Genomic DNA, 24,535 nt, shown 5'->3' on the forward strand with positions numbered 1-24,535 from the left:
TTATTGCTAATACCACAAAGGAATAAAATATTCCTACTCCATTATTCATCTAATCCTTCTACTAACTCATTGTTTTCAATGTAGCCCGATAATATTTTGGCGTAAGGTGAATTTGAAGGAATAATAATAACCGTATCATCACCAATCGTTTTCTTATAAGTTTCTAATGTCCGATACAATTGATAAAATTCCGGATCTTTTGAGAAAGCTTCGTTATAGATTCTTGCAGCTTCTGCTTCCCCTTCAGCGATAATCAAAGCAGCTTCTTTTTTGGCTGTCGAAATCATTTCTTGCACTTGTCGATCGGTATTTGCCACTATACGATTTTTTTCTGCATCCCCTTCAGATAAATACTTTTGAGCGATTGATTCTCGATCAGAAATCATTCGTTTATAAACAGATTCTTCGTTTTCCTCTGGTAAGTCAGTACGGCGAATGCGAACGTCTACAACTTCTATTCCATAATTGTCCGTTTGCAATAATTCATTTACTTTCGTTGTAATTTTTTCTGAGAGGCTGCCCCGATCAGAATTTTCATCATTAATAATATCATCGTAATTGATTTGTCCAAGTTCCGTGCGCAACACCGAATAAATGAACTCTTCCATACGCGCTTCTGCATTGACTAAGGATCTCGCATTCGTAATTAAAGATTTTGGATCTGTCACACGCCAAACCGCATAGTTGTCAATAATGATTCGTTTTTTATCCAACGTATTGATTTCTTCTTCAGACATGTTATGGATCATTAAGTTTTTCGGTAATGTAGTGACACTTTGGATAAATGGAATTTTCATATAAAGTCCCGGCTGATCTTGATATTTAATGACTTCACCAAATTGGCGAACGACTTTATATTCATTCTCTTTCACAATATATAAATTTGCTAATAAAATTGCAATGACTGCTACTATTATAGTAAGTATGATTGCTAGCTTTCCATATTTTTTCGGATTAAATGATGGCTTTTTATTAATGATTTCAACATTTGGAATATGGTTCGCTTCTTTATTTTTCTTTTCCTTATTTTTCTTTCCAAAAAGGTTGCGGATGAACTTTTCTAAATCCCCGTCATAGTAATTGTTGCTCATTGACTACCGCCTCCTTCTTTACGCTCTTTTTCTGTATTTTGTTGTACAGTTTGAGGTTGTAGCGGCAAATATTTTAATGTTTCTCCGTTATCGTTCATAATGTAAATTTGCGCACCCGGTAATACTTCCTCTAATGTTTCTAACACAAGTCGTTGGCGTGTAATTTCTCGGTTTCCAACATATGCATTATAAAGTTTATTGAAAAGGGCTACGTCCCCTTCCGCCTGTTGAATACGTGCTATTTTTTCCCCTTCGGCACGGGAAATGATTGCATCTTTTTCCCCTTGAGCTTCGCTAATTTTTTGGTTTTCATATTTTTTTGCTTCGTTAATTTTAGTATTTTTCGTTTCGCGGGCATCCGTTACAGCTGTGAAGGCAGCACGAACCTCCGCATTTGGCAATTCGACGTCTTGTAGTTTCACTGCCAAGATTGTCACGCCGATATCGTAATCTTCCATGACAGATACTAGTAAGTCCCTTGTTTTTTGCTCGATATCTGCTCGTCCATCCGTCAATGCTTCATCAATTGTTGAACTTCCAATAATGGAACGAATCGCACTTGAAGTAGCATGATGCAGAAGCTGTTTAGGGTCTTCGGATTGGAATAAATACTTCACTGGATCAGAAATCTTATATTGTACAACTAAATCGGTGAGTACAATATTTTCATCCCCAGTAATCATTTTCGTTTCGCTATCTTTCGTTACTATTTCTCCATCTTTTGTCGTCTTATAACCGAACTGTAAACTATATGTTTCTTTCGAAAGAATTTCTACTTTTTGTACTGGCCATGGCAATTTAAAATGCAAACCGGAATCTGTAATGGTTTCTGTTGCTTGTCCAAACGTGATAACAACGGCTTGCTCCGATTCATCGACCGTATACCAAGTAGTAAATATCGCAATAATACCTATAATTGAAATAATTGCTAGCCCTGTTGTAAGCAACGCTCTTTTTACACTCATAACCTCTCCCTCTCTTTCTTTTCTAAAATTACATTAGCTAATTTACGTAACATTTACAAATAAAGTTTCACAGAAATGAAAAAAATTAATAAAATTATAGTCTTTTTATTAATATAAGTTAATCGAGTAGGAGGGAGCGATTAACTCCCGTCCTCTCACACCACCGTACGTACGGTTCCGTATACGGCGGTTCAATTAAGATAATTGACGCAAGTTTTCATAACTTCCGTGAATAGATGTTCTCTTTATGCCAGTGGTCACTCCACCCTCCAAGAGGACCCCCACGGGATTCACCGCTTCCTTCCTCAAGTGAGGTACTACGTTTTCTGTGTTCATCATGACTCACTGAATGCCAAGGGCTATTCTCTCTTAATTGTTCGGTCCTTCTTAGTAGTTCTAAACCAACTAATACTATGACCTCTGCTGACTTCTGACGGTTCAGCTACTTATCACTAAGTAGGTTATGAAGCGTACTTCACATATCCGCCAGACCTCCCCGGGTAAGAATGTAATCTTTCCTTCCATCTATCTGCTTCATTTACTCTGTACCACCTTTGGCAGAAAGGACTTTGTTTTGTTTAGCAAACTCATCCAATGATACCTAGCCTTATATGAAGTTCGTGTTCCTCAGACCGGAAGTTTGCCGCTCGCTTCCTTCAGATTCCGCGTCACCACGGACACGCTTGCGTTAAGCTAACTGTTACTTCTGCCTTCACAGTTCGGGACTTACACCCTATAGATTACACCCATGCCAGGCGCACTAAAATAAAAAGCCGCCTACAACGGACGGCTCTTTTATTTAGGCAAATTACTAAATTTAAAAAGGGGGTTTCATTTAGAACAATAAACGTAGAGTATGAAGCTTTCATCACAAAATTGTAAAGAGAATGTTAAATTTCTCGATAAATGGGAATCATAACCCGCATACAAGTTCCTTTGCCAACAGTGCTTTCTACTTCTATTTTCCCTCGATGGGCTTCTACTAAATGTTTTACAATTGCAAGCCCTAACCCAGTGCCCCCTGAATTTCTGCTTCGTGCTTTATCAACGCGATAAAAACGCTCAAAAATGCGTGGAATTTCACTTTTCTCAATTCCAATTCCTTGATCTTCCACTTCCACAATTCCATAATGTTCATTTTCTTTCATGCGCAATGTTATGACCGTATGATTTGGGGAATAGGTAATACTGTTTACAATGAGGTTTGTAAAGATTTGAATTAAGCGGTTTTTGTCCCCCAGCACCATCACATCTCGTTTAATATCAACATCAAACTCCATATTTTTATGATCCATTTTCGGGCTTGTTACTTCGACGGCACGTATTAACACATCTTTTAAACTTGTTGGGACTAATTTTACTGTATAGCCATGTTGTTCAATTTTCGATAGATCTAATAAGTCTTGTATTAGCATTTGAAGTCGATTACTTTCTTGATAAATAATTTCTAAAAAGGATAGCAGCATTTTTTCATCTTTAAAAGCACCATCCAACAAAGTTTCAGAAAAACCTTTAATCGATGTAATCGGCGTTCTAAGTTCATGAGAAACATTCGCCACAAAGTCTTTTCGAATCTGTTCTAAACGAATCAGCTCAGTAATATCATGCATAACGATGACAATCCCTAACCAGCGACCGTGATCTCCTACAACAGGTGCCCCATAAACTTGTTCATAAATTTTTTCGTTATTCATTTCTATTTCGATTTGTTGTCGAAAAGGAAGCTCTGTTAAAAATACGTGGTCTATAAATTTCTCCAATTCCCTAGGAAGACCTAGAGTTAAAAAGTTTTTTCCCTTTACTTCATTTAATGATAAATTAAATTCTTCCAAAAACTGACCATTAACAATGGATACTGTCCCTTCCCTATCAATCATGATAAGGGCGCTACCCATGTTTTCAATTAACGTCTTCAAGCGCTCATCTTCTATTTCTCTCATTTTTTCAATTTCTTGAAGATTTCGCGCTAAAATATTAATGGAATTTCGCAATTCAATGATTGTCGCTGGTCCACTGGCATAAGTTCTTGCGCGATAATTCCCTTTAATCAATTCTCGTGCTGTTTCAGTCACATTTTCTATGGGAATGAGCAATTCTTTAATTAATCGATTTGCGATGTAGGCGATTAATAAAAATGCAAACATTAATAAAATCGCTAAAATAAAAGCTAGCTGATACTTAATCTGTTCAATTTGTTCCTCTGTAAAGGGAATATCGTTTTTCATAAAATAACTTTCCATATAGAAAGGAAATAGCTGACCTAGTACAATACCAAGGACAGCTATAATTGAACCCGTTAGCATAATAAAGATGAAAAACAATCGATTGCTTTGAGATTTCATTGTTTAGGCTCCTCAAATTTATAACCGATACCTCGCACCGTTTTGATAAACTTCGGTTTCCGGCTGTTTTCTTCTATTTTATCCCGCAAATGACTTATATGAACATCGACAATACGTGTATCACCCGCGAAATCATAGTTCCAAACGGCACTCAACAATTGATCTCTAGTCAATACACGATTTTTATTTTCCACTAAGTATACAAGCAACTCAAATTCTTTAGGTGTAAATTCAAGTGGTTGATTGTCTAGAAAAGCTTCATAACGTTCTGGATAAACTTCTAATTTTCCAAAATGATAATATTTTTTTTCTTTCTTTTCTTCTTGAAAACTTGAATTGAAACGGCGCAACACAGCTTTGACCCTAGCAATTACTTCTCTAGGACTAAAAGGTTTTGTCATATAGTCGTCAGCACCTAATTCAAGTCCCAATACTTTATCAAATTCATCATCACGAGCCGTTAACATGATGATGGGGATATTTTTCTTTTGACTCCTTAATTCTTTACAAACTTCCATCCCGTCCATCGTCGGCAACATTAAATCTAATAGAATTAAATCCGGCAAGTGCTCAAGGGCCATATCAAGCCCTTCTTTGCCATCGTGAGCGAGCAACACTTCATACCCGACGCGTTCTAAATTATACTTTAGCAATGTAGCAATCGATACTTCATCTTCTACAACTAAAATTGTTTGATTTGTTGACATGATTAATCCTCCATATTGCCTGTGATTTGAAACCCCCATTTCAAATCTGTAATTTGTTTATATTGGAGGTAAAACTTTTAATATGCCATGTAAGACTTGTTGGTGACTTTTATTCATTGCATCTACTTGAATACTTACAATATTATTTTCGTAGTCAATGTGCTGGACTTCTAGCAGAAATTCGATTGTTTCATAATGATATACCGGTTCTAAGTATATAATATTTTGCTCGCGAATATGCGAACCTGGACCGGGTAAATGCTTAGAAATGGCACTTGTCACGATTCCATTCAACATAATCGTTGGGACAATTGGCTTTTTAAAAAATGTATCTTTTGCATATTCATGCTGAATATATAATGGATTATTATCATTTGTTAACCCTAAATATATAAGCAAGTCTTTATCTTCAATTGTTTCAACTAAGTGAATCCTTTCACCAACAGCAATTTCATCAATTTTCTTGCCAATCTTGGTTCTTGCCCCGTTTAGCAAATCGAAAAATTCCCCCTAATTGGTTACTTTAGTAACATAGTATCAGTTTTTTCAGAAAATAGCCACAATAAAAGGACACAAATTAAGATAAGGCTTTCATAACATTTCTTACAGATTCAGCGGATTTTTGTAATGCTTCTTTCTCTTCTTCCGTTAATTCTAACTCGAAAATTTTCTCCACACCATTAGCTCCAATCAAAGTTGGTACGCCTAAATAAATATCTTCAAAACCATATTCCCCTTCTAAATAAGCAATTGTTGGCAATATACGACGCTGATCTTTTATAATCGCTTCTGCCATTTCCACTAATGCAGCTGAAGGGGCATAATATGCCGAACCATTTCCTAATAAGTTGACAATTTCTCCTCCACCCACTCGAGTTCGTTGAACAATTTCTTCAAGTCGTTGTTTTGAAATCAACGTTTCAATAGGGATTCCACCTACGTAAGAATAACGAGTGAGCGGCACCATTGTATCTCCATGTCCTCCTAAAACAAAACCAGTGACATCTTTTACAGATACATTTAATTCCTCTGCCACAAAAGCACGGAATCGTGCTGTATCTAATATGCCAGATTGTCCCATAACTTTATTTTTCGGAAGACCGGATTCTTTATATGCTACATACGTCATCGCGTCAACTGGGTTCGTTAATACAATAATTGTTGGATCTGAAGAATACTTCATGATTTCTTTTGTTACCGATTTTACGACTTTTTGATTGATTTGTACTAAATCATCACGGCTCATTCCAGGTTTTCGTGCTACGCCTGCAGTGATGATGACTAAATCTGAATTAGCTGTTTTCTCGTAATTTGATGTCCCGATAACATAAGAGTCAAAACCTTGAATCGGTGCTGCTTCCCACATATCCAACGCTTTTCCTTTTGTTGGATTTTCTGCTTCGGGAATATCGACTAATACAACATCTCCCAATTCTTTTTGTGCCAATAAAAAAGCTGTCGTAGCACCAGTAAATCCTGCTCCAATCACAGAAATCTTTTTTCTTTTTAAAGTCATGGATTACACCTCTTTCACAAAAATAATAAATAAAAAGGGTCGTCTCAATCTGTTAGTTGAGACGGCCCAATTCAATCCGATTACTCGGTAAGCCTAAATATACAATTCTACAAAAGATATATTATTCCTTCTAGAAACTTATCAAATTAAAGGTTTTTAATTAATTCATCTGCGAATTCAGAGCATTTAACTTCTGTCGCACCATCCATTAGACGTGCAAAGTCATAAGTAACAACTTTTGAAGCAATTGTTTTTTCAATTGATTTGATAATTAAATCTGCTGCTTCTTTCCAACCAAGGTGTTCAAACATTAACACACCAGAAAGAATTACAGATGAAGGGTTCACTTTGTCTAATCCAGCGTATTTTGGAGCAGTTCCGTGAGTAGCTTCAAAGATTGCGTGACCAGTTACATAGTTGATGTTTGCACCTGGAGCGATACCGATACCACCAACTTGTGCAGCTAATGCGTCAGAAATGTAGTCACCATTTAAGTTCATTGTAGCTACTACATCAAACTCTTTCGGACGAGTTAATACTTGTTGTAAGAAGATGTCAGCAATTGTATCTTTTACAATAATTTTACCAGCTGCTTCTGCTTCAGCTTGAGCTTCGTTTGCAGCTTCAACGCCTTTTTCAGCTTTAATGCGATCGTATTGATCCCAAGTGAATACTTTATCACCGAATTCACGTTCAGCTAATTCATAACCCCATTTTTTGAAGCCGCCTTCAGTGAATTTCATGATGTTACCTTTATGAACTAAAGTTACTGATTTGCGTCCTTCGCGAATAGCGTATTCAATAGCAGCACGAACTAGGCGCTCAGTACCTTCGATAGAGATTGGCTTAATACCAATTGCAGAACTTTCAGGGAAGCGGATTTTATTTACGCCAAATTCTTCTTGTAAGATGCTAATTAATTTTTTTGCATTCTCTGATTGAGCTTCGTATTCAATACCAGCATAAATATCTTCTGTGTTTTCACGGAAGATTACCATATCAACATGTTCAGGATGTTTTACAGGAGATGGAACACCTTCGAAGTAACGAACAGGACGTAAGCACACATATAAGTCAAGTTGTTGACGTAATGCTACGTTTAATGAACGAATTCCTCCGCCTACAGGAGTTGTAAGAGGACCTTTGATTGCAATTAAGTATTCGCTAATTTTATCTAAAGTTTCTTGTGGTAACCACTCACCAGTTTGATTGAATGCTTTCTCACCAGCAAGAACTTCCAACCATTGGATTTTTCTTTCGCCATTGTATGCTTTTTCAACAGCTGCATCAAATACACGTTGAGCTGCTGCCCAAATATCTGGTCCAGTACCATCTCCTTCAATGAAAGGAATAACAGGGTTGTTAGGTACTACTAATTTACCGTTTTCTACTGTAATTTTACCGTTAGTCATGTATGTTGCCTCCTATATTCATGAGTCTAGGACTGTGTCGTTTAACACAGTCCTAGTGTATTTTAGCATATTTTCTAAAAATTTTCTTATTAGATTAGAATAAAAAATTATCTTTCATCGATTGGAACGTATTGTTGACGTTGTGGTCCAACATATTCAGCACGAGGACGAATTAAGCGGTTATTTGCATATTGTTCAAGAATGTGAGCAAGCCATCCAGATGTACGAGATACTGCAAAGATTGGTGTGAATAGGTCATGCTCAATGTCTAGTGAGTCATACACTGATGCAGAGAAGAAGTCAACATTTGCTGGAAGACCTTTTTGTCCAACTACGATGTCATGAATTTTCACAGACATTTCGTATAATTCTGGTTTTCCTCTTAATGCTGTTAATTTTTCACTCATTACACGTAAATGTTTAGCACGTGGGTCTCCTTTGCGATATACGCGGTGACCAAATCCCATGATTTTTTCTTTGTTATTTAATTTGTTCATAATGTAAGGTTCTACGTTTTCAATTGAACCAATTTCAGTTAACATTTTCATTACTTGTTCGTTAGCTCCACCGTGAAGCGGCCCTTTTAATGCTCCGATTGCAGCTGTAATACCAGAGTAAACGTCAGAAAGTGTAGCGACACATACGCGTGCAGTAAATGTTGAAGCATTTAATTCGTGGTCCGCATGCAGAATTAATGCTTTATCAAATGCTTCTACTTCAATTGGCTCAGGATCTTTACCATGTAACATATATAAGAAGTTTGCTGCATATCCTAATTCAGGTTTAGGAGAAACAGGTTCTAAACCTTTACGTACACGAGCAAATGCTGTTACAATTGTCGAAATTTTTGCTTGAAGACGAATTGCTTTGCGATAGTTCGCTTCATCACTCATTACGTCAGCTTCTTCATCATACGCACTTAATAAAGAAACCGCTGTACGTAATGCAGCCATTGGATGAACTTTATCTAGAGGCATTGATTTAAATACATCGATAATTTGTTGAGGAATTTCAGCATTTTCAGCTAATTGTTTTTTAAGTTCTGCTAATTCTTCTTTATTTGGAAGACGTTGGTGCCATAATAGATAGATTACTTCTTCGAAAGTAGCATTTTCAGCCAAATCATCGATACTATAACCTACATATGTAAGTGTATCGTCGATTATTGAACTGATTTTTGATTCAGCTGCAATAATACCCTCTAAACCGCGTGTTGCTGTCATATAAAATCGCTCCCTCTCTTTAAATTTTAAAAAAATGTAAGTACTTATTGTAAGTGCTTTCTTTTTCTTCTATGACACTTACGATCGTTTCGCTCATAATGAACCCATTATTAAATCGCTTACATGGTTAATTATAATAAATTTTGACGGCTTTGTGAATAATTTTTCAAAAATAAAGAAAAAATCGTATTTTTAATAAAATCACCACTTAAACGAGAATAATTCCACGTTCACGAGATTATAATTACTTGGACTAGGGGTGATAAATTTGCAATTGAATAAATTTTCAACCTATTCGAATAAAAATGTAATTCAGTTGCTCGTGCTGATTTTATATTTTATTTTCCTTTGGCTCGTATTACCCATTTCATTAGCAATATTTTTTGCATATATGTTATATCCAATTATTCACTTTTGCCATCAGCGACTGAAACTACCATATATCATAAGTGCCATCATTATATCTTTATTAATCTTCCTATCAATTTATTCCTTCTTTTATATCACCATTCAAAGTATTATTGCCATTTATCCAGAAATAAAAATACAAGTAGATAATCTTCAATTATTTGATTCCGAATATTTAGTGGTATTAGAAAACATATTTAATGAGTCTTTATCGTATATCGATACTGCTATTATGAGTTTGGCTAGTTATTTGCAAGACTTTTTTCAATACATTTTTGAGCTCTTTATTTTTCTAGTGGCTTTCTTCTTTGCCTTGTTTGAATCAAGAAGAAATCGATACTGGTTTTTTATCTATGTGCCTAAACCATATCGTAAAGAATGGAAACAATATTTCTCCAAGGCGATGAACTTATTTAGCTATTTCTTATATGTAGAATTTCAGTTGTTCATTATTACCTTTTTCCTTCTTAGTATTGGACTGGCATTACTAAAATTTGAAAATCCAATAAACAAAGCCTTTCTAATCTCTTTTGCAGATGTATTGCCATTTTTCGGAATTGGGTTATTTCTCATTCCTATCGCCATATACTTTTTTGCAATTGGAGATAAGTTCGTAAGTTTAGCATTGGTTTTGCTTTATGTATTTATACAAATAACAAGGCAGCTAACTGAATCATTATTATGGGCATCCACTTTCCAATTGCGAACAGTCCACACATTTTTAATCAGCGCTGCCTCTATATTGTTGTTTGGGGTTTATGGTATATTGCTGAGTCCATTTATATTATTGATAGCTGTGAAAGTCAAACAAAAATCTATCGCTGGATAATAATCATCTCACTGTTTTTCATTTTTTTACGAATCCATTCTAAGATCATCGGTTTATAGAGACGTCTTGTCCATGGAAGAACCAAAGTAAAAGCAATTATATCCGTGAGAAATCCTGGTAATAAAAATAATACTCCTCCTAAAAATACGAGAAATGCATCGATCACCGCTTGTCCTGGGGGTTCTCCCCGTCGAATGCTATTCTGAATATTTTGTACGGATTCCAATCCTTGCTTTTTTGTTAACATCGCTCCAAATAAACTTGCTAATACAATTAATAACAATGTACTTAAGATGCCTAACCAATTACCGACGACAATGAAAATTGCAATCTCTATAAGAACAAACGCAATACATATGGAAAATAACTTTTTCAAATAATACCCTCCATTAGAGTAATTTTTTGACTATCATATATACGAAATTGCTAGGCCAAATGTTTCAATTACAATAATATCGTAATAATAAATTGGGCTGTTAAAAAGTTTTCTACTTTTTAGACAGCCCAATTATGCTAATGCTTACAATACGCTTGCGTGACCTTTATAGATAACACCAGTTTCAGCATCCATTGTAATCTCTTGTCCATGTCGAATGATTGATGTTGCTTCTTTCACACCAACAATGACAGGGATGCCTAAGCTTAGACCAACGACAGCGGCATGGCTTGTTAAGCCACCTTCTTCAGTAATAATGCCCGCACATTTTTCAATTACCGACATCATTTCCCGATCGGTTCCAACCGTTACAAGGATACAACCTTCCGTATCATAAGCTTGTGCTTCTTCAGCATTTTTCACAACGATCGCTTTTCCAACGACAGATTGTTTACCAATTCCTTGTCCACGAGCTAATAAATCACCTATCACATGGACTTTCATTAAGTTCGTTGTTCCTGATTCTCCTACCGGCACTCCCGCAGTAATCACAACAATATCACCGTGATTTACATAACCATATTTCAACGCTTCATCCACAGCTAATTCTAAAATTTCATCCGTTGTCGTTACTTTATGTGTGACAATCGGATTAACGCCCCACACAAGCGTCAATTTTTGAGCAGTTGAAGGAGAATCTGTAATGGCGATAATCGGCACACCTGGACGGTATTTAGCAATCAATTTTGCTGTAACTCCGCTCGCAGTTGGTGCAAGCACCGCTTTAACACCTAAGTTAATTGAAGTGTATGAAACTGCTTGGGAAATGGCTTCGGTCATCGTTGTCTCTTTTTCACGACTTCTTGTTTGTACTATCGAACGATAATCCAGCGAGTTTTCTGTAAATACTGCAATTCTGTTCATCGTTTTCACAGATTCAACTGGATACTGACCAGCGGCTGTTTCTCCTGAAAGCATAATGGCATCTGTTCCATCAATGATTGCATTTGCCACGTCGCTTGCTTCCGCACGAGTTGGTCGCGGATTTCGCTGCATAGAGTCTAACATTTGTGTAGCCGTGATGACAGGTTTTCCTACTTGATTGCACTTTTTAATTAATGCTTTTTGAACGAGCGGCACTTCTTCAGCAGGAATTTCCACTCCTAAATCTCCGCGAGCAACCATTAATCCATCAGAAACTTCAATAATTTCATCAATGTTATCTACGCCTTCTCGGTTTTCAATTTTAGGAATGATTTGAATGTGTCCGCCACCATTTTGTTCGAGCAATTCTCGTATTTCCAGCACATCTTTTGCTGTTCGCACGAAGGAAGCAGCGATAAAATCGACTCCTTGTTCAATTCCAAATAATATATCTTTCGCATCTTTCTCTGTAATTCCAGGTAGTTTTATTGAAACTCCAGGGACGTTCACACCTTTTTTATCTTTCAGCACTCCGGCATTTTCAACAATCGTATGAATTAATCCTTTATCGTAATCTTTCGCTAATACGCGCAATGCAATTAATCCGTCATCTAACAATATTGTATCGTTTTGATTAACATCATAAATTAATTTGTCATACGTAACGGAAAAACATGTTTCGTCTCCAAGAACTTCTGTCATTGAAATATCGATGACTTGTCCTGTTTTTAAGTGAACTTCCCCGTTTTTCATTGAATGTGTTCGAATTTCTGGACCTTTTGTATCAAGCAAAATTCCGACAATTTTATTTAATCGATTAGCTACATCTCGGATTGTTGCGATACGCATAGCATGTTCTTCATGTGTACCATGCGAAAAGTTAAGTCTCGCAACATTCATTCCGGCTTTAATAAGTTCTTCGAGAACTTCTGGAGATTCGCTTGCGGGTCCTATAGTACATACAATTTTTGTTTTTCTCATATACATTCTCTCCATTTTCTAGATTAAATTGAAAGTTCTTTTGATAAAGTATATAGACTAGTATCTGCTTTATGTTTTGCTGTAAAAATCTCCCGTAAATCATAATCGTAAACTTGATGATTTTTTATACCAACTGCACGACTAGTTTTCCCTTCCAACAATAATTCGACTGCTCGAGCACCTAGACGACTAGCCAATACCCGGTCAAATGCTGACGGTGATCCTCCCCGTTGAATATGCCCTAACACGGTAATCCTCGTTTCGATTCCGGCTTTTTCTTTTAGCATGTTTGCAAGTTTTGAGGCTGGCATAACTCCTTCTGCAACGATAATGATGCTATGTTTTTTATTTCGCGCTTCTCCACGCTTCATGCGCGTAATAATATCATCTAAATCATACGGCTCCTCTGGTATAATAACAGATTCTGCACCGGCTGCAAGTCCCGACCATAAAGCAATGTCACCTGCATCTCTACCCATCACTTCTATAATAAAGGTATTTTCATGACTTGTTGCAGTATCACGAATTTTATCAATTGCACTGACAACTGTATTGAGTGCCGTATCAAAACCAATCGTAAATTCTGTACCAGCAATATCATTATCAATCGTTGCAGGAACACCAATACATGCTAATCCTAATTTCGTTAGCTCATAAGCTCCACGGAAAGAACCGTCGCCTCCAATTACTACTAAGCCTTCAATTCCAGCTTCTTTCATTTTTTCAATACCTTGTAGTTGATATTTCTTTTCTTTAAATTCTGGGCAACGGGATGAAAACAGCTTCGTTCCTCCTCGTTGAATAATCCCACCTACAGATCCTAAATCTAATAACTCTATTTTACCTTTTATAAAGCCTTCGTATCCATGGTATATTCCAAAGACTTCAACCCCATGATAATTGGCTTTTCGAACAACTGCACGAATTGCTGCATTCATGCCAGGTGAGTCACCGCCGCTCGTTAAAACACCTATTCTTTTCACCCTACTCCCTCCATTCAAATGCTCATAATGTAAACAATAACATAAAAAATTTCTATTGAAACTAGAAACTTTCATGTATTCCATTATTTATCATCGATAATAAAACTGTTCATGTAAAATGGAAAATGACAAAATCCTCACTATTGGATTTTGTCATTAGAAGGGTGGAAAGTCTAGTAATTTTATTGAACAATTTCTTCAATAAAATCTCCCATTTTACGGAATTTATCGTAGCGGTCTTGAATAATTTCCTCTTCCGACAATGCAGTTAATTGATCAAGCCCTTTTTTCAAATATTCCTTTAAGATTTTCGCTTGTGATACTGGGTCACGATGTGCTCCTCCTGGAACTTCAGGAATGATATCATCAATAATTCCCATTTCTTTTAAATCTTGAGCTGTAATTTTCATTGCCTCTGCTGCTTGTTTTGCAAGACTAGCATCCTTCCATAAAATTGAAGCAGCACCTTCTGGAGAAATAACGGAGTATGTGGAATTTTCCAACATATAGATGCGGTTCGTTACTCCTAATGCCAATGCACCGCCGCTACCACCTTCTCCAATTACTACACTAATAACAGGCACTTTTAAACCAGCCATTTCAAACAGATTTTTGGCGATTGCCTCACTTTGTCCACGCTCTTCTGCAGCTTTTCCTGGATAAGCGCCCTTTGTATCAATAAAACAAATAATTGGGCGTCTGAATTTCTCCGCCTGCTTCATTAAACGCAACGCTTTTCGATAACCTTCCGGATGGGGCATCCCGAAATTTCGTCGAATATTTTCCTTTGTTGCTTTACCACGTTGATGACCGATTACAGTAATCGGCTGGCCATCAAAAAAGGCAATTCCCCCAACAATCGCTTCATCATCAGCATAATAGCGATCACCATGGAGTTCAATAAAATCTGTAAAAATTTCTTTTATATAATCGAGGGTTGTTGGACGTTCTGGGTTTCGCGCTACTTGTACACGATTCCACGGTTCCATGTTCGAATAAATTTTAATTTCCAATTGGCGCAATCGTTCTTCCAATGTTTTAATTTCATCGGACATATCTACATCCGCATTTTTTGCCAGTTCCCTTAACTCATCAATTTTTTCTTTCAGTTTAATAATAGGTTCTTCAAATGACATCGGTTTAGACATGAGTTACTCCTCCTTTGCGGTGCAATTTCACGATTGTTGCCACTTTATCGCGCATCTCTTTTCGATGGAAAATAGCATCTAATTGACCATGTGCAAGTAAGAACTCTGCTGTTTGGAAGTCATCAGGCAACTTCTCACGCACCGTTTGCTCGATTACCCTTCTCCCAGCAAACCCAATAAGCGCTTTTGGCTCAGCAATATTGAGATCTCCTAGTGAGGCGAAGCTTGCCGATACTCCACCAGTAGTTGGATCAGTCATGATGGATAAGAAAAGCAAACCTTCGTCACTGTGACGTTTTAAAGCAACGCTCGTTTTGGCCATTTGCATTAAGGAAATAACTCCCTCTTGCATTCGTGCACCGCCGCTCGCAGTAAAGATAATGAATGGCACTTGCATTTCCGTAGCTTTTTCAATTGCACGGGTAATTTTTTCGCCAACAACAGATCCCATTGATCCCATGCGGAAATGAGAGTCCATCACAGCAACAACGACCTCTTCCCCTTTTAACGTCCCGCTTCCTGTTAAAACCGCTTCGGATAATCCTGTTTTCTTCATATCCGCTTCTACTTTTTCTATATATGATGGGAAGTTAAGAGGGTTTGTCGTGCGTAAGTGTTCATCAAACGGCGTAAATGATTCAACATCTAAAAAGGAGTCGATCCGTTCCCAAGCAGTCATTTTAAAATGATGGTCGCAATTTGGACAAACTTTTAAATTCGTTTCAATTTCTTTTGTTAAAAAGATTTTTCGACATGATGGGCATTTCGTCATTAAATCTGCTGGAAATGAGCTTTCATTTTTAGAATTTACAATAACCCCTTTTGTTTTTTTCCGATTTAAATTTAGCAAACTTTTTATTGCCACGATTTTTCCCCCTACTATATTTATTCTTCATGCGATTTTAAAAAAACTAACCATTCAGTATATGCCTCAAGAGCTTCTTTTTCATAACCAAGCTGCAAAGATGTTAATAGCCTTTGTAATATTGGCTTTTCTTCTTCCGTCGTCATTTTTTTTAACGCATTGGCACTATAAGCCACAAGTTGAATCCATATTCTAAGAGCTAAACGATTTTCTGATGCAATGAGAAGTTCACGTAAAATATGATCTCGAATTACTTCTGTTTCCAATTCAATTTTTAAAAATAAACTTTCCCAAACAGGAAGTTGTCTTAATCGTTTATCGGAGCAAATAATTCGTATCGCTTCTCTTTCATGAATTTCCCGTGTTTTATGAACATCGCGTATTGATTGATTTTCTTGCAATATAAAAGTAGCTAGTAATTCAACTAATCGATATTGTTGAGAGGAAGCTAAAAAAGTACCACCGCCATGGCGGGTCTCAATAATTCCTAGCAATTCTAAACTTCGTAACGCTTCTCTTACCGAAGATCTACCAACGCCTAACTTTTCAGATAAAACTCTTTCCGAAGGGAGCTTATCACCAGGTTGAAGTTTTTCAGTGATAATAATGTCTTTTAATTTACTAACAATTTCTAAAAAGACTTTTTTATTTTCTTGTTTCGTGTCCATGTTCACCTCAAAACGTTTTAACAACCCCTTATACCGATCGTTTACTAAAATACAGTAATCCCCAACATTATCATTTAAATCCTCACATAAAGTGGTCAGACCACTTTTGTACAGTTTACAAAATGTTTTCTGCTTTGTAAAGAAAAAACTGTGCAAAATCGCACAGTTTTTGTAAATTCAAACAAAAATATCTCGCTATTGAACATTTCTTATCATTTTCACTTTTATTTGAGGTTGGTTGTAGCGATATTCTACATTACCTTCTAAATAGATTAGCACCTCTTCTTTTATCCATCCTAGGCATTCATTATATTGTTTCGGAAACAGAGTTGCTGAAACCGATCCATATTCATCTTGAATTTGAACAAACGCCATCAGTTCACCTTTTTTTGTGCGTATTTGATGAATGGACTCTACTATTCCTACAAGTTTTACTAAGGCGTTTTGCGGAAGACCATTCAACAGAAAACTATTTGTATTCACATGTAGTTTGTGGCGGATGTTTGTAACCGGATGTTCCGATAAATAAAATCCTATGACTTCCTTCTCGAATTCCAGTTTCATTTTATTTGGAATCGGCGCTGCTTCCATATATTTCGGTTTTCCAAATAGCGAGGTTTGTGAAGTAAATAAATCTTCTTCCTCTGTCGGCCGAACTATTTTTGCATGTTTTTCTGCTGCTTCAATCGTTGCAAGAAGCGTCGCTCGATCCTTTCCAAAATCGTCTAACGCACCTGCTTTAATCAATGGCTCTATCCATTTACGGGCGAAATAGTTACCGCTTAAGGAAACAGCCAAATCGAATATATCATGAAAATTACCTTGTTCTTTTCGAGCAGAAATTAATTTTTGTAAAAACGTTTGAGAAACGCCCTTGATTGCTGATAAGCTGTAGCGAATATTTCCATTTTCAACTGAAAATACCCGATTGCTTTGATGAAGGGAAGGCCGTAGTATCGATATACCTTTGCTTCTCGCTTCCATTATTAACGAGAATAATTTTTCTTGATTTCCTGTGGCAAAGGTCATCATGACAGCATAAAATTCCGCTGGATAATTTGCTTTCAAATAGGCCATCTGATAAGAAATCATGCTATATGCAACCGCGTGGCTTTTCGCGAAACCGTAATCTGCAAATCGCACAATTTGTTGATATACCGATTCTGCCACCTCTTTGCTATATCCTTTATGGATTGCGCCGTTGACAAAGGCTATCCTTTGCTCTTCCAATACCTCACGTTTTTTCTTGCTTACCGCTCTTCTCAATAAATCAGCCTGTCCTAGTGAGAATCCTGCTAGAATGTTGGCAATTTGCATAATCTGTTCTTGATATACTATGATGCCATACGTTTCTTTTAAAATTGGCTCTAAATCAGGGTGTGGCATCTCAACGGACTGTACCCCTTTTTTCCTGGCTGCATAAATCGGAATAAACTGCATTGGTCCAGGTCTATACAGAGCATTTACTGCAACAATATCGGAAAATTGTGTAGGTACAATTTCCCTCAAAGCACTCTTCATTCCCTCCGACTCCAGCTGGAATATGCCTGCTGTATCTCCTTTTTGCAACAATTCAAAGGTTTTATGATCATCCAATGGGATTTCATTTAAATCAATTTTCTCATTTCGAGCATAGTAAATCATTTTTTGAATTTGCTCAATCATTGTTAAGTTTCGTAAACCTAAAAAGTCCATTTTTAATAGACCTACTTGCTCCACTTCTTGCATAGGCCATTGTGTAATAAAAATCCCATCATGTCCCTTTTCAATCGGAACGACCTCAACTAAAGGAACTGGACTTAACACGACACCGGCTGCGTGAGTGGAAGCATTTCTAGGTAATCCCTCTAATTTTAACGCCGTTTCAAACCAACGTTTTCGAATAGACTCCTCTTCAATCCATCTTCTTAAAGGTTCACTTGTATGGTATGCTTCTTTTAATGTAATCCCTAATTTATTTGGAATGAGACGAGAAATCATTTCAAGGGTGTCAGATTCAAAGTTGAACATTCTCGCTACATCCCTAGCGACAGCCTTTGCCGATAGACTGCCAAAGGTGATAATTTGCGCTACATGCTTCTCCCCATATTTTTTTGCCACATACTGAATTACTTCCTGTCTTCTCGTATCGACAAAGTCAATATCGATATCAGGCATCGTTACTCGCTCAGGATTTAAAAATCGCTCAAATAATAATCCGTAACGAATCGGGTCGACTTGAGTAATGTATAAGCAATAAGCCACAAGTGAACCAGCTGAGGAGCCTCTCCCTGGTCCAGTTAAAATTTGCTGCCCGCGAGCAAAATTCATAAAATCTGCAACAATTAAGAAATAATCAGCAAAACCCATGGAACAAATAATTTCTAACTCATGATTTAATCGATGGATATAGATTTCATTTGGTGCATTCGTTTTTAACCGCTCTTTTAATCCCTTCAACGCTAACATTCTCAATACTTGTTCCGCACTTTGTCCTTGTTGTAAAGGAAATTTTGGCAGTATATGGCCTTTTTGAGCGATGTCTACTTGGCAACTCAAAAGCATATTTCTGCTCTCTTGCAGCCACTCTTCACGATCATTAAACCAGTGAAGCCAATCATGTTTAGTAGGAGTATAATATCGTTTGTAATTTTCATTGATTTGTACTTGTTCGCTTAATTTAACGCCCGTTTCAATACTTCTTGCAACTCTATAACTAAAGGCATCTTCTCGATTTAAATATAGACATTCATGAATCGCCATGATAGGAATTTGCAATTTTTCACTCAGGTGAATGACTTCATTTTCAAAAGGAGACTTTTCTCCTTCAAGCCTTGAAATACCTAACCATATTCGCCCTTTGAATAACTTTTGCAACAGTTCGATGGAAGAGGGATGCTCTACCCATTTGGCATCATCACTTATAGTTGGAATTACGACGGCAATTCCGTCAGAGTATCCTTTTAGCCACTGAATAGGCAATAACTCATCATCTCTAATGGCAATGCTGCTAGATATCTTCAGCAGGTTTTTATATCCATCGTTGTTTTGTGCGTATATTAGAAGGGGGAGAACGATGTGATCAAACTGCACTCGAGCAGTAAGACCTATAACCGGATGAATACCTGCATTTTTTAATTCATGGTAAAAAGGCAAAAGCCCGTACAATTTTGTATTGACAATTGCACAAGCTTCTGCCTTTTGTTCAATTAAAAAAGGGATGAGTTCTTCCAAACGAATCGTACTCTTTAATAAATCTGCACTTGTTCGTACTTGTGGATAAATGGACAATCTGCATCCCTCCTGTATTTATTAATATTCTTTACAAAGTTGTTTTAAATCTGCAATTACTTGGTCTACTTCTTCCCATGAATAAGCAGTTGCGCCAGAAGCTAGAGGATGTCCACCTCCATGGTATTTTTTGGCGAGCTCATTGACAATTGGACCTTTTGAACGCAGTCGCACTCGAATCTCATGAGGTTCTTCGACAAAGAACGCCCATGCCCGAACACCTTTAATATTACTTAGTGACCCTACTAAAGAAGAAGTTTCGGAAGTAGTGACATTGTATTCCTCAAGCAGTTCTTTTGGTAGTTTAATATATGCAGCGCCATTTTCGTCCATTGTAAAGTTTTGATATACATATCCTTGCAATTTCAATAGGTTTGGATCCATTTCATACATGCCATTATAGATTTCGTTGCGATTGAACTGATAATTAACTAATTGCCCTGCAACTTCAAAGGTTTTAGTAGTTGTGCTAGGATATAAAAATCTCCCTGTATCTCCCACAATGCCTGCAAAAAGAAATTTCGCACATTCTTCAGACATTTTCCATCCTTTGTATTCTCGACCTTCTTCATACAATTCGTAGATTAATTCGCTACAGGAACTGGATTCCGTATCAACCCATACTAAATCTCCGTATGCATCATTGTTAGGATGGTGATCGATTTTTACGAGAAAATTTCCATTAGAATATCGGTCATCATCTATTCTCTCAGTATTTGCAGTATCCGTTACGATGACAAGAGCCCCTTTATATTCTTCATCGGAAACTTCATCAGGATGAGCCAAGTAGGATAATAATTCATCATGTGTACCAACTGCATACACTTTTTTATTGGGATAATTATCTTTAATTAATGTTTTTAAACCGAATTGTGAACCGTATGCATCAGGATCCGGACGGATATGTCGATGAATAATAACTGTATCATATTGTTCAATAGTATCAATGATTCGTCGCTTCAAATTGGTACCCTCCAAAGTTATTGAAAATTTTTTTAATATATTAGCATTTTTATAAAAAAATCGTTACAATAATTTTAGTTTGTTTAGGAGGTTCTGAAAATGTTAAATGCGTTATTTGTAACTTTCATCATCATTTCATTTGCCGCCTATTTTTACTATAAAACGAAACAATTTCGCACTTCATTGCCGATACAAAAAAAATGGTATAAAGCGAAAGCCGGTGTTGCTTTAGGTCTTTTCGTTGTATTTTTTGGTTTAAATACCTTTATTGTTCAAGATACATTATTAGGTAATATAGTTGGTGTTGTTTTCGTTGTTGTCGGACTAATGGAATCTTATCACAGTTATAAACGTGCAAAACATGAAGGGAAATTTGTTCAACAAGAATATGAATTAAATAAGCAATAATCGATTTATGAAAAAGTTGTCCAATTTCTTTTGGACAACCTTTTTCATTTACTAACGATCTAGTAGCTGGAAAGTAGCCATCGCTTTTCCAACAAGCGCTTCTTCGTGATAAACATCAAAATCCATTTTTACGAATTTTCTACTCATATCTAATATATGTGGAACGACTTTCAACACATTATCCATTTGAATTGGTTTAATATAATAAGTTGCAATGTTTTCTACTACCGCATCTCCACGTTTTCGTCTTTTTAGTGCAATTAATCCAACTTCCGTCAACAATGTTGTAAAGGCACCATAAGAAATCGCACCATACTGGTTTGTCATTTGAGGCGTTACAATAAATTCAACTACTACTTCTTCCTCACCAAGCACTTTCATTTCACTTTTTACGATATCATCAATCGTTTCACCATGTTGCGGTTGATGTTGGGACGTTTGCAATGCCTTTAATACATCTTGACGGCTGATTACACCTTGTAAATATCCATCATCATCCACGACAGGAAGTAAATCAATCCCTTCCCAAACCATTCGGTGGCCTGCAGAAGCGACGCTTGTTTTCATTGACACGGAAATCGGTTGTTTTGTCATCACCTTATCAATTAATTCATTTTCATCTTTCCCAATCACGTCTTTAGCAGTGACAATCCCCACTAATTTATTATTTTTTGAAACAACCGGGAATGCTCCGTGCGTTGTGTGGGCATTTAATGCATGAAAATCAGCAACCGATTGTCCGACATTTAATTTTGCTGTATCTTCCAAACGTACATAAATATCTTCTATTAGCAAAATGTCTTTTTTAATGAGTTGGTCATAAATGGCACGGTTAATCATCGTTGCTACTGTAAATGTATCATAACTAGATGAGATGATTGGCAACTCCAGTTCATCCGCGAGTCTTTTATTTTCTTCTGTCGTGTCAAATCCACCTGTAATTAATACTGCTGCACCAGTTTTCAAAGCGTTGTGATGAGCTTTAAAACGGTTACCAACAATTAAAAGACTCCCAGGGTCGGTATAGCGCATCATATCTTCTAATTGCATTGCACCGATGACAAATTTATTCAACGTTTTATGCAACCCTGTTTTTCCACCGAGCACTTGTCCATCTACGATATTGACGATTTCCGCGAAAGTTAGACGTTCAATATTCTCCTTCTTTTTCTTTTCAATTCGAATCGTTCCTACGCGTTCAATAGAACTCACCAAACTTCGATTTTCTGCCTCTTTAATTGCTCGATATGCCGTACCTTCGCTTACTTGCATTTCTTTTGCAATTTGTCGGACTGATATTTTTTCGCCAATAGGAAGTGACTCGATATATTGCAATATTTTTTCATGTTTTGTGGACATCGATATCACCTATTTTCATCGTACTTTCTCCTCCCATAGTGTAACATATTTTCAATTATGTATAGAAAAAAATCGAGAAAGTAGTCATGGATATTTTACAATAATCGACAAAATCTCCATAACTCACTTTCTCTATTGCTATTCATTTAAAAAACTTTTTGATTTTATGTTTTATATGTTTAAGGCAATTCTACTTCTTGCCCTGCTTCTAAAATTTGAACTTTACTATTTTTCACCAATTTCGCAAAGTCATTCGGATCTTGTTTAATGACTGGGAACGTATTGTAATGAATTGGTACAACAGTTTTAGGTCTTAATAATTCCACAGCATATGCCGCATCTTCAGGGCCCATTGTAAAGTTATCACCAATCGGTAAAAAGGCAACATCAATTTCATTTCGGTCACCAATTAATTTCATATCACCAAATAACGCTGTATCGCCTGCATGATAAATTGTTAAACCTTCCGCGTAGAACAAGATTCCACCAGGGTTTCCTGCATTGACAACTTCTGTTTCAGTTTCATAAGTAGAACCGTGGAAAGCAAGCGTATATTTTACTTTACCAAATGGAAATTCATAAGCTCCTCCAACTCCCATTGGATGGGCATTGACACCTTGTTTTTGTAAATATACTGCCAACTCATTTAGCGCCACTACTTGCGAATTGTGCGCTTTCGCTAGCGCTATCGTATCTCCAACATGGTCATTATGACCGTGTGTCAATAAAATCACATCCGGCTTTTCTTCCTCAACTTTTAAATCAGTTAAAGGGTTTCCTGTAATAAACGGGTCTATTAAAATCGTTGTGCCATTTGTTTTAATTTTTACGACGGAATGACCATGGTAAGAAATTTCCATTATGTTTCCCCCTTTAAATAAATAAAATTTCATCATTTATATTTCTACAAAACCTTCTTTTTTCCTTCTTTTTGCTATACTAATACTGTTATATTTCCTTTTATGTAATATATAAACCAAACTTGGAGGAACGTCTAATGAGCAAAATGATAAATATCCAATCTTACTTAAAGGAGCAGGAAATTGATATAGCCTTCGTTACAAATCCAGATAATGTATTTTATTTTTCAGGGTTTAAAAGTAATCCCCACGAAAGATTACTAGGTATTTCGATTTTTCAAAATGCAGACCCGTTCATCATATGTCCGAAAATGGAAATCTCTGATGTGAAATCTTCGGGTTGGTCATTTGATATTGTTGGTCATAGTGATACCGATCAACCATGGAATATATTAGCGAACGAAATACATTCTCGTACGAACAATATTTCAACAATTGCTATTGAAAAAGGGCATTTAACAGTTGAACGATTTGAAGCTCTACAAGCCTTCTTCCCTAATGCTCGTTTTGTTCCAATTGATAATCAAATAAACGAGCTTCGGGTAATTAAAGATAAAGAAGAACTGGATAAATTAAGAAAAGCCGCTGAATTAGCCGATTATGCAATTGATGTCGGTGTAAAGGCCATCAAAGAAGGTATTACTGAACTAGAAATTGTTCACATTATTGAAAGTGCTATTAAGGAAAAAGGTTATTCCATGTCCTTCGAAACGACTGTATTATCTGGTCCAAAAGCTGCATCTCCACACGGTACTCCAGGAAATCGCACCATTCAAAAAGGCGACTTTGTGTTGTTTGATTTAGGGGTAATTTACGAAGGATACTGTTCCGATATCACTCGCACCGTTGCATTCGGGGGAATTAACGAAGAACAAAGAAAGATTTATGAAACAGTAAAAAAATCAAACGAAGAATCCATAAAATCAGTGAAACCTGGAATTCGCTGCATGGATTTAGATAAAATTTCCCGGGATATAATTTCTGATGCAGGATATGGTGAATATTATACTCACCGATTAGGCCATGGTCTTGGTATTTCAGTACACGAATTCCCATCAATTACTGGAACAAATGAAATGAAATTAAAACCAGGCATGGTATTTACAATTGAACCTGGCATTTACAAATCCGATGTGGCTGGAGTTCGTATAGAAGATGATGTTGTCGTAACGGAAAATGATGTTGAAGTCCTAACAAAATATCCAAAAGAATTAATCATTATCCAATAATTGAAAGA

Annotated in this window: 22 protein-coding genes; 3 read left to right on the forward strand and 19 right to left on the reverse strand. The window is 36.6% G+C overall.

All coding sequences use genetic code 11. The features are described 5' to 3' along the window. Positions 1-41 precede the first annotated feature (41 nt). The 9 genes from hflC to citZ all read right to left on the reverse strand — a co-directional run bounded on the left by hflC (position 42) and on the right by citZ (position 9,256). Positions 42-1,091 (reverse strand): protease modulator HflC, encoded by a 1,050-nt coding sequence (hflC, locus tag NST98_RS06085; RefSeq protein ID WP_340705286.1) that lies wholly within the window; start codon positions 1,089-1,091, stop codon positions 42-44. After that, complete coding sequence (hflK, locus tag NST98_RS06090; RefSeq protein WP_340433238.1) at positions 1,088-2,056, reverse strand: FtsH protease activity modulator HflK; 969 nt, start codon at positions 2,054-2,056, stop codon at positions 1,088-1,090. The genes hflC and hflK overlap by 4 nt, the downstream gene beginning before the upstream one ends. Before the next feature lie 195 nt (positions 2,057-2,251). Next, positions 2,252-2,395, reverse strand: coding sequence for a hypothetical protein (locus NST98_RS06095; RefSeq protein ID WP_339287845.1), 144 nt, complete (start codon positions 2,393-2,395; stop codon positions 2,252-2,254). A 551-nt stretch (positions 2,396-2,946) separates the two neighbouring features. Beyond that, positions 2,947-4,398, reverse strand: coding sequence for a two-component system histidine kinase PnpS (gene pnpS, locus NST98_RS06100; RefSeq protein WP_340714696.1), 1,452 nt, complete (start codon positions 4,396-4,398; stop codon positions 2,947-2,949). Continuing rightward, on the reverse strand, positions 4,395-5,105 hold the full coding sequence (locus NST98_RS06105) for a response regulator transcription factor (protein ID WP_016837134.1): 711 nt from the start codon (positions 5,103-5,105) through the stop codon (positions 4,395-4,397). Before NST98_RS06105 ends, pnpS begins: the two co-directional genes overlap by 4 nt. A gap of 57 nt (positions 5,106-5,162) precedes the next feature. After that, positions 5,163-5,600, reverse strand: coding sequence for a MaoC/PaaZ C-terminal domain-containing protein (locus NST98_RS06110; RefSeq protein ID WP_096551495.1), 438 nt, complete (start codon positions 5,598-5,600; stop codon positions 5,163-5,165). A gap of 82 nt (positions 5,601-5,682) precedes the next feature. Then, complete coding sequence (gene mdh / locus NST98_RS06115; protein ID WP_340433231.1) at positions 5,683-6,621, reverse strand: malate dehydrogenase; 939 nt, start codon at positions 6,619-6,621, stop codon at positions 5,683-5,685. A gap of 146 nt (positions 6,622-6,767) precedes the next feature. Further along, positions 6,768-8,033 carry an NADP-dependent isocitrate dehydrogenase gene (icd, locus tag NST98_RS06120; RefSeq protein ID WP_016837131.1) on the reverse strand — a complete coding sequence of 422 codons (1,266 nt, stop codon included), beginning with the start codon at positions 8,031-8,033 and terminating at the stop codon, positions 6,768-6,770. Positions 8,034-8,140: 107 nt separating this feature from the next. Further along, complete coding sequence (citZ, locus tag NST98_RS06125; protein ID WP_340714697.1) at positions 8,141-9,256, reverse strand: citrate synthase; 1,116 nt, start codon at positions 9,254-9,256, stop codon at positions 8,141-8,143. Positions 9,257-9,515: 259 nt separating this feature from the next. Between citZ and NST98_RS06130 the strand changes: the two genes are divergently transcribed. Further along, entirely contained in the window at positions 9,516-10,493 is a 978-nt protein-coding gene (locus NST98_RS06130) for an AI-2E family transporter (RefSeq protein ID WP_409373607.1), read from the forward strand. On the opposite strand, the gene NST98_RS06135 is transcribed toward NST98_RS06130, so the two are convergent. From NST98_RS06135 to NST98_RS06170, 8 genes are all read right to left on the reverse strand, one after another. After that, the gene (locus tag NST98_RS06135) at positions 10,480-10,869 is read right to left on the reverse strand and encodes an FxsA family protein (RefSeq protein WP_016837128.1); all 390 of its coding nucleotides are present in this window, start codon (positions 10,867-10,869) and stop codon (positions 10,480-10,482) included. The genes NST98_RS06130 and NST98_RS06135 overlap by 14 nt on opposite strands. Before the next feature lie 144 nt (positions 10,870-11,013). Then, positions 11,014-12,774, reverse strand: coding sequence for a pyruvate kinase (gene pyk / locus NST98_RS06140; RefSeq protein ID WP_016837127.1), 1,761 nt, complete (start codon positions 12,772-12,774; stop codon positions 11,014-11,016). Positions 12,775-12,797: 23 nt separating this feature from the next. Next, positions 12,798-13,757 (reverse strand): 6-phosphofructokinase, encoded by a 960-nt coding sequence (gene pfkA, locus NST98_RS06145; RefSeq protein ID WP_096551507.1) that lies wholly within the window; start codon positions 13,755-13,757, stop codon positions 12,798-12,800. Positions 13,758-13,939: 182 nt separating this feature from the next. Further along, the gene (accA, locus tag NST98_RS06150; RefSeq protein ID WP_096551508.1) at positions 13,940-14,905 is read right to left on the reverse strand and encodes an acetyl-CoA carboxylase carboxyl transferase subunit alpha; all 966 of its coding nucleotides are present in this window, start codon (positions 14,903-14,905) and stop codon (positions 13,940-13,942) included. Continuing rightward, on the reverse strand, positions 14,898-15,770 hold the full coding sequence (gene accD, locus NST98_RS06155) for an acetyl-CoA carboxylase, carboxyltransferase subunit beta (protein ID WP_016837124.1): 873 nt from the start codon (positions 15,768-15,770) through the stop codon (positions 14,898-14,900). The genes accA and accD overlap by 8 nt, the downstream gene beginning before the upstream one ends. A 20-nt stretch (positions 15,771-15,790) precedes the next feature. Further along, positions 15,791-16,438 (reverse strand): FadR/GntR family transcriptional regulator, encoded by a 648-nt coding sequence (locus NST98_RS06160; protein ID WP_340714698.1) that lies wholly within the window; start codon positions 16,436-16,438, stop codon positions 15,791-15,793. 195 nt (positions 16,439-16,633) lie between these two features. After that, the gene (dnaE, locus tag NST98_RS06165) at positions 16,634-19,708 is read right to left on the reverse strand and encodes a DNA polymerase III subunit alpha (protein WP_340714699.1); all 3,075 of its coding nucleotides are present in this window, start codon (positions 19,706-19,708) and stop codon (positions 16,634-16,636) included. 21 nt (positions 19,709-19,729) lie between these two features. Continuing rightward, positions 19,730-20,671 (reverse strand): DHH family phosphoesterase, encoded by a 942-nt coding sequence (locus tag NST98_RS06170; RefSeq protein WP_340714700.1) that lies wholly within the window; start codon positions 20,669-20,671, stop codon positions 19,730-19,732. 99 nt (positions 20,672-20,770) lie between these two features. Here NST98_RS06170 and NST98_RS06175 point away from each other — a divergent pair, with 99 nt between their 5' ends. Then, complete coding sequence (locus NST98_RS06175; protein WP_340433213.1) at positions 20,771-21,079, forward strand: YtpI family protein; 309 nt, start codon at positions 20,771-20,773, stop codon at positions 21,077-21,079. 51 nt (positions 21,080-21,130) lie between these two features. On the opposite strand, the gene NST98_RS06180 is transcribed toward NST98_RS06175, so the two are convergent. Both NST98_RS06180 and NST98_RS06185 read right to left on the reverse strand, forming a co-directional pair. Continuing rightward, entirely contained in the window at positions 21,131-22,438 is a 1,308-nt protein-coding gene (locus NST98_RS06180) for a DRTGG domain-containing protein (RefSeq protein WP_340714701.1), read from the reverse strand. Between the two features lie 179 nt (positions 22,439-22,617). Next, entirely contained in the window at positions 22,618-23,298 is a 681-nt protein-coding gene (locus NST98_RS06185) for a metal-dependent hydrolase (RefSeq protein WP_340715682.1), read from the reverse strand. Positions 23,299-23,435: 137 nt separating this feature from the next. On the opposite strand from NST98_RS06185, the gene NST98_RS06190 reads away from it, so the two are divergent. After that, positions 23,436-24,527 (forward strand): M24 family metallopeptidase, encoded by a 1,092-nt coding sequence (locus NST98_RS06190; RefSeq protein WP_340714702.1) that lies wholly within the window; start codon positions 23,436-23,438, stop codon positions 24,525-24,527. Positions 24,528-24,535 lie beyond the last annotated feature (8 nt).

This window comes from Ureibacillus sp. FSL W8-0352, from assembly GCF_038004345.1.
GTDB lineage: Bacteria > Bacillota > Bacilli > Bacillales_A > Planococcaceae > Ureibacillus > Ureibacillus thermosphaericus.

Coding starts and splice junctions, on each gene's coding strand:
- pnpS (WP_340714696.1), bottom strand. CDS start 4,398: ATGAAATCTCAAAGCAATCGATTGTTTTTCATCTTTATTATGCTAACG.
- NST98_RS06180 (WP_340714701.1), bottom strand. CDS start 22,438: ATGTCCACAAAACATGAAAAAATATTGCAATATATCGAGTCACTTCCT.
- icd (WP_016837131.1), bottom strand. CDS start 8,033: ATGACTAACGGTAAAATTACAGTAGAAAACGGTAAATTAGTAGTACCT.
- accA (WP_096551508.1), bottom strand. CDS start 14,905: ATGTCTAAACCGATGTCATTTGAAGAACCTATTATTAAACTGAAAGAA.
- hflK (WP_340433238.1), bottom strand. CDS start 2,056: ATGAGTGTAAAAAGAGCGTTGCTTACAACAGGGCTAGCAATTATTTCA.
- NST98_RS06175 (WP_340433213.1), top strand. CDS start 20,771: ATGTTAAATGCGTTATTTGTAACTTTCATCATCATTTCATTTGCCGCC.
- mdh (WP_340433231.1), bottom strand. CDS start 6,621: ATGACTTTAAAAAGAAAAAAGATTTCTGTGATTGGAGCAGGATTTACT.
- NST98_RS06190 (WP_340714702.1), top strand. CDS start 23,436: ATGAGCAAAATGATAAATATCCAATCTTACTTAAAGGAGCAGGAAATT.
- NST98_RS06095 (WP_339287845.1), bottom strand. CDS start 2,395: ATGATGAACACAGAAAACGTAGTACCTCACTTGAGGAAGGAAGCGGTG.
- NST98_RS06160 (WP_340714698.1), bottom strand. CDS start 16,438: ATGGACACGAAACAAGAAAATAAAAAAGTCTTTTTAGAAATTGTTAGT.
- pyk (WP_016837127.1), bottom strand. CDS start 12,774: ATGAGAAAAACAAAAATTGTATGTACTATAGGACCCGCAAGCGAATCT.
- citZ (WP_340714697.1), bottom strand. CDS start 9,256: ATGACAGCAACACGCGGTTTAGAGGGTATTATTGCAGCTGAATCAAAA.
- NST98_RS06185 (WP_340715682.1), bottom strand. CDS start 23,298: ATGGAAATTTCTTACCATGGTCATTCCGTCGTAAAAATTAAAACAAAT.
- hflC (WP_340705286.1), bottom strand. CDS start 1,091: ATGAGCAACAATTACTATGACGGGGATTTAGAAAAGTTCATCCGCAAC.
- NST98_RS06105 (WP_016837134.1), bottom strand. CDS start 5,105: ATGTCAACAAATCAAACAATTTTAGTTGTAGAAGATGAAGTATCGATT.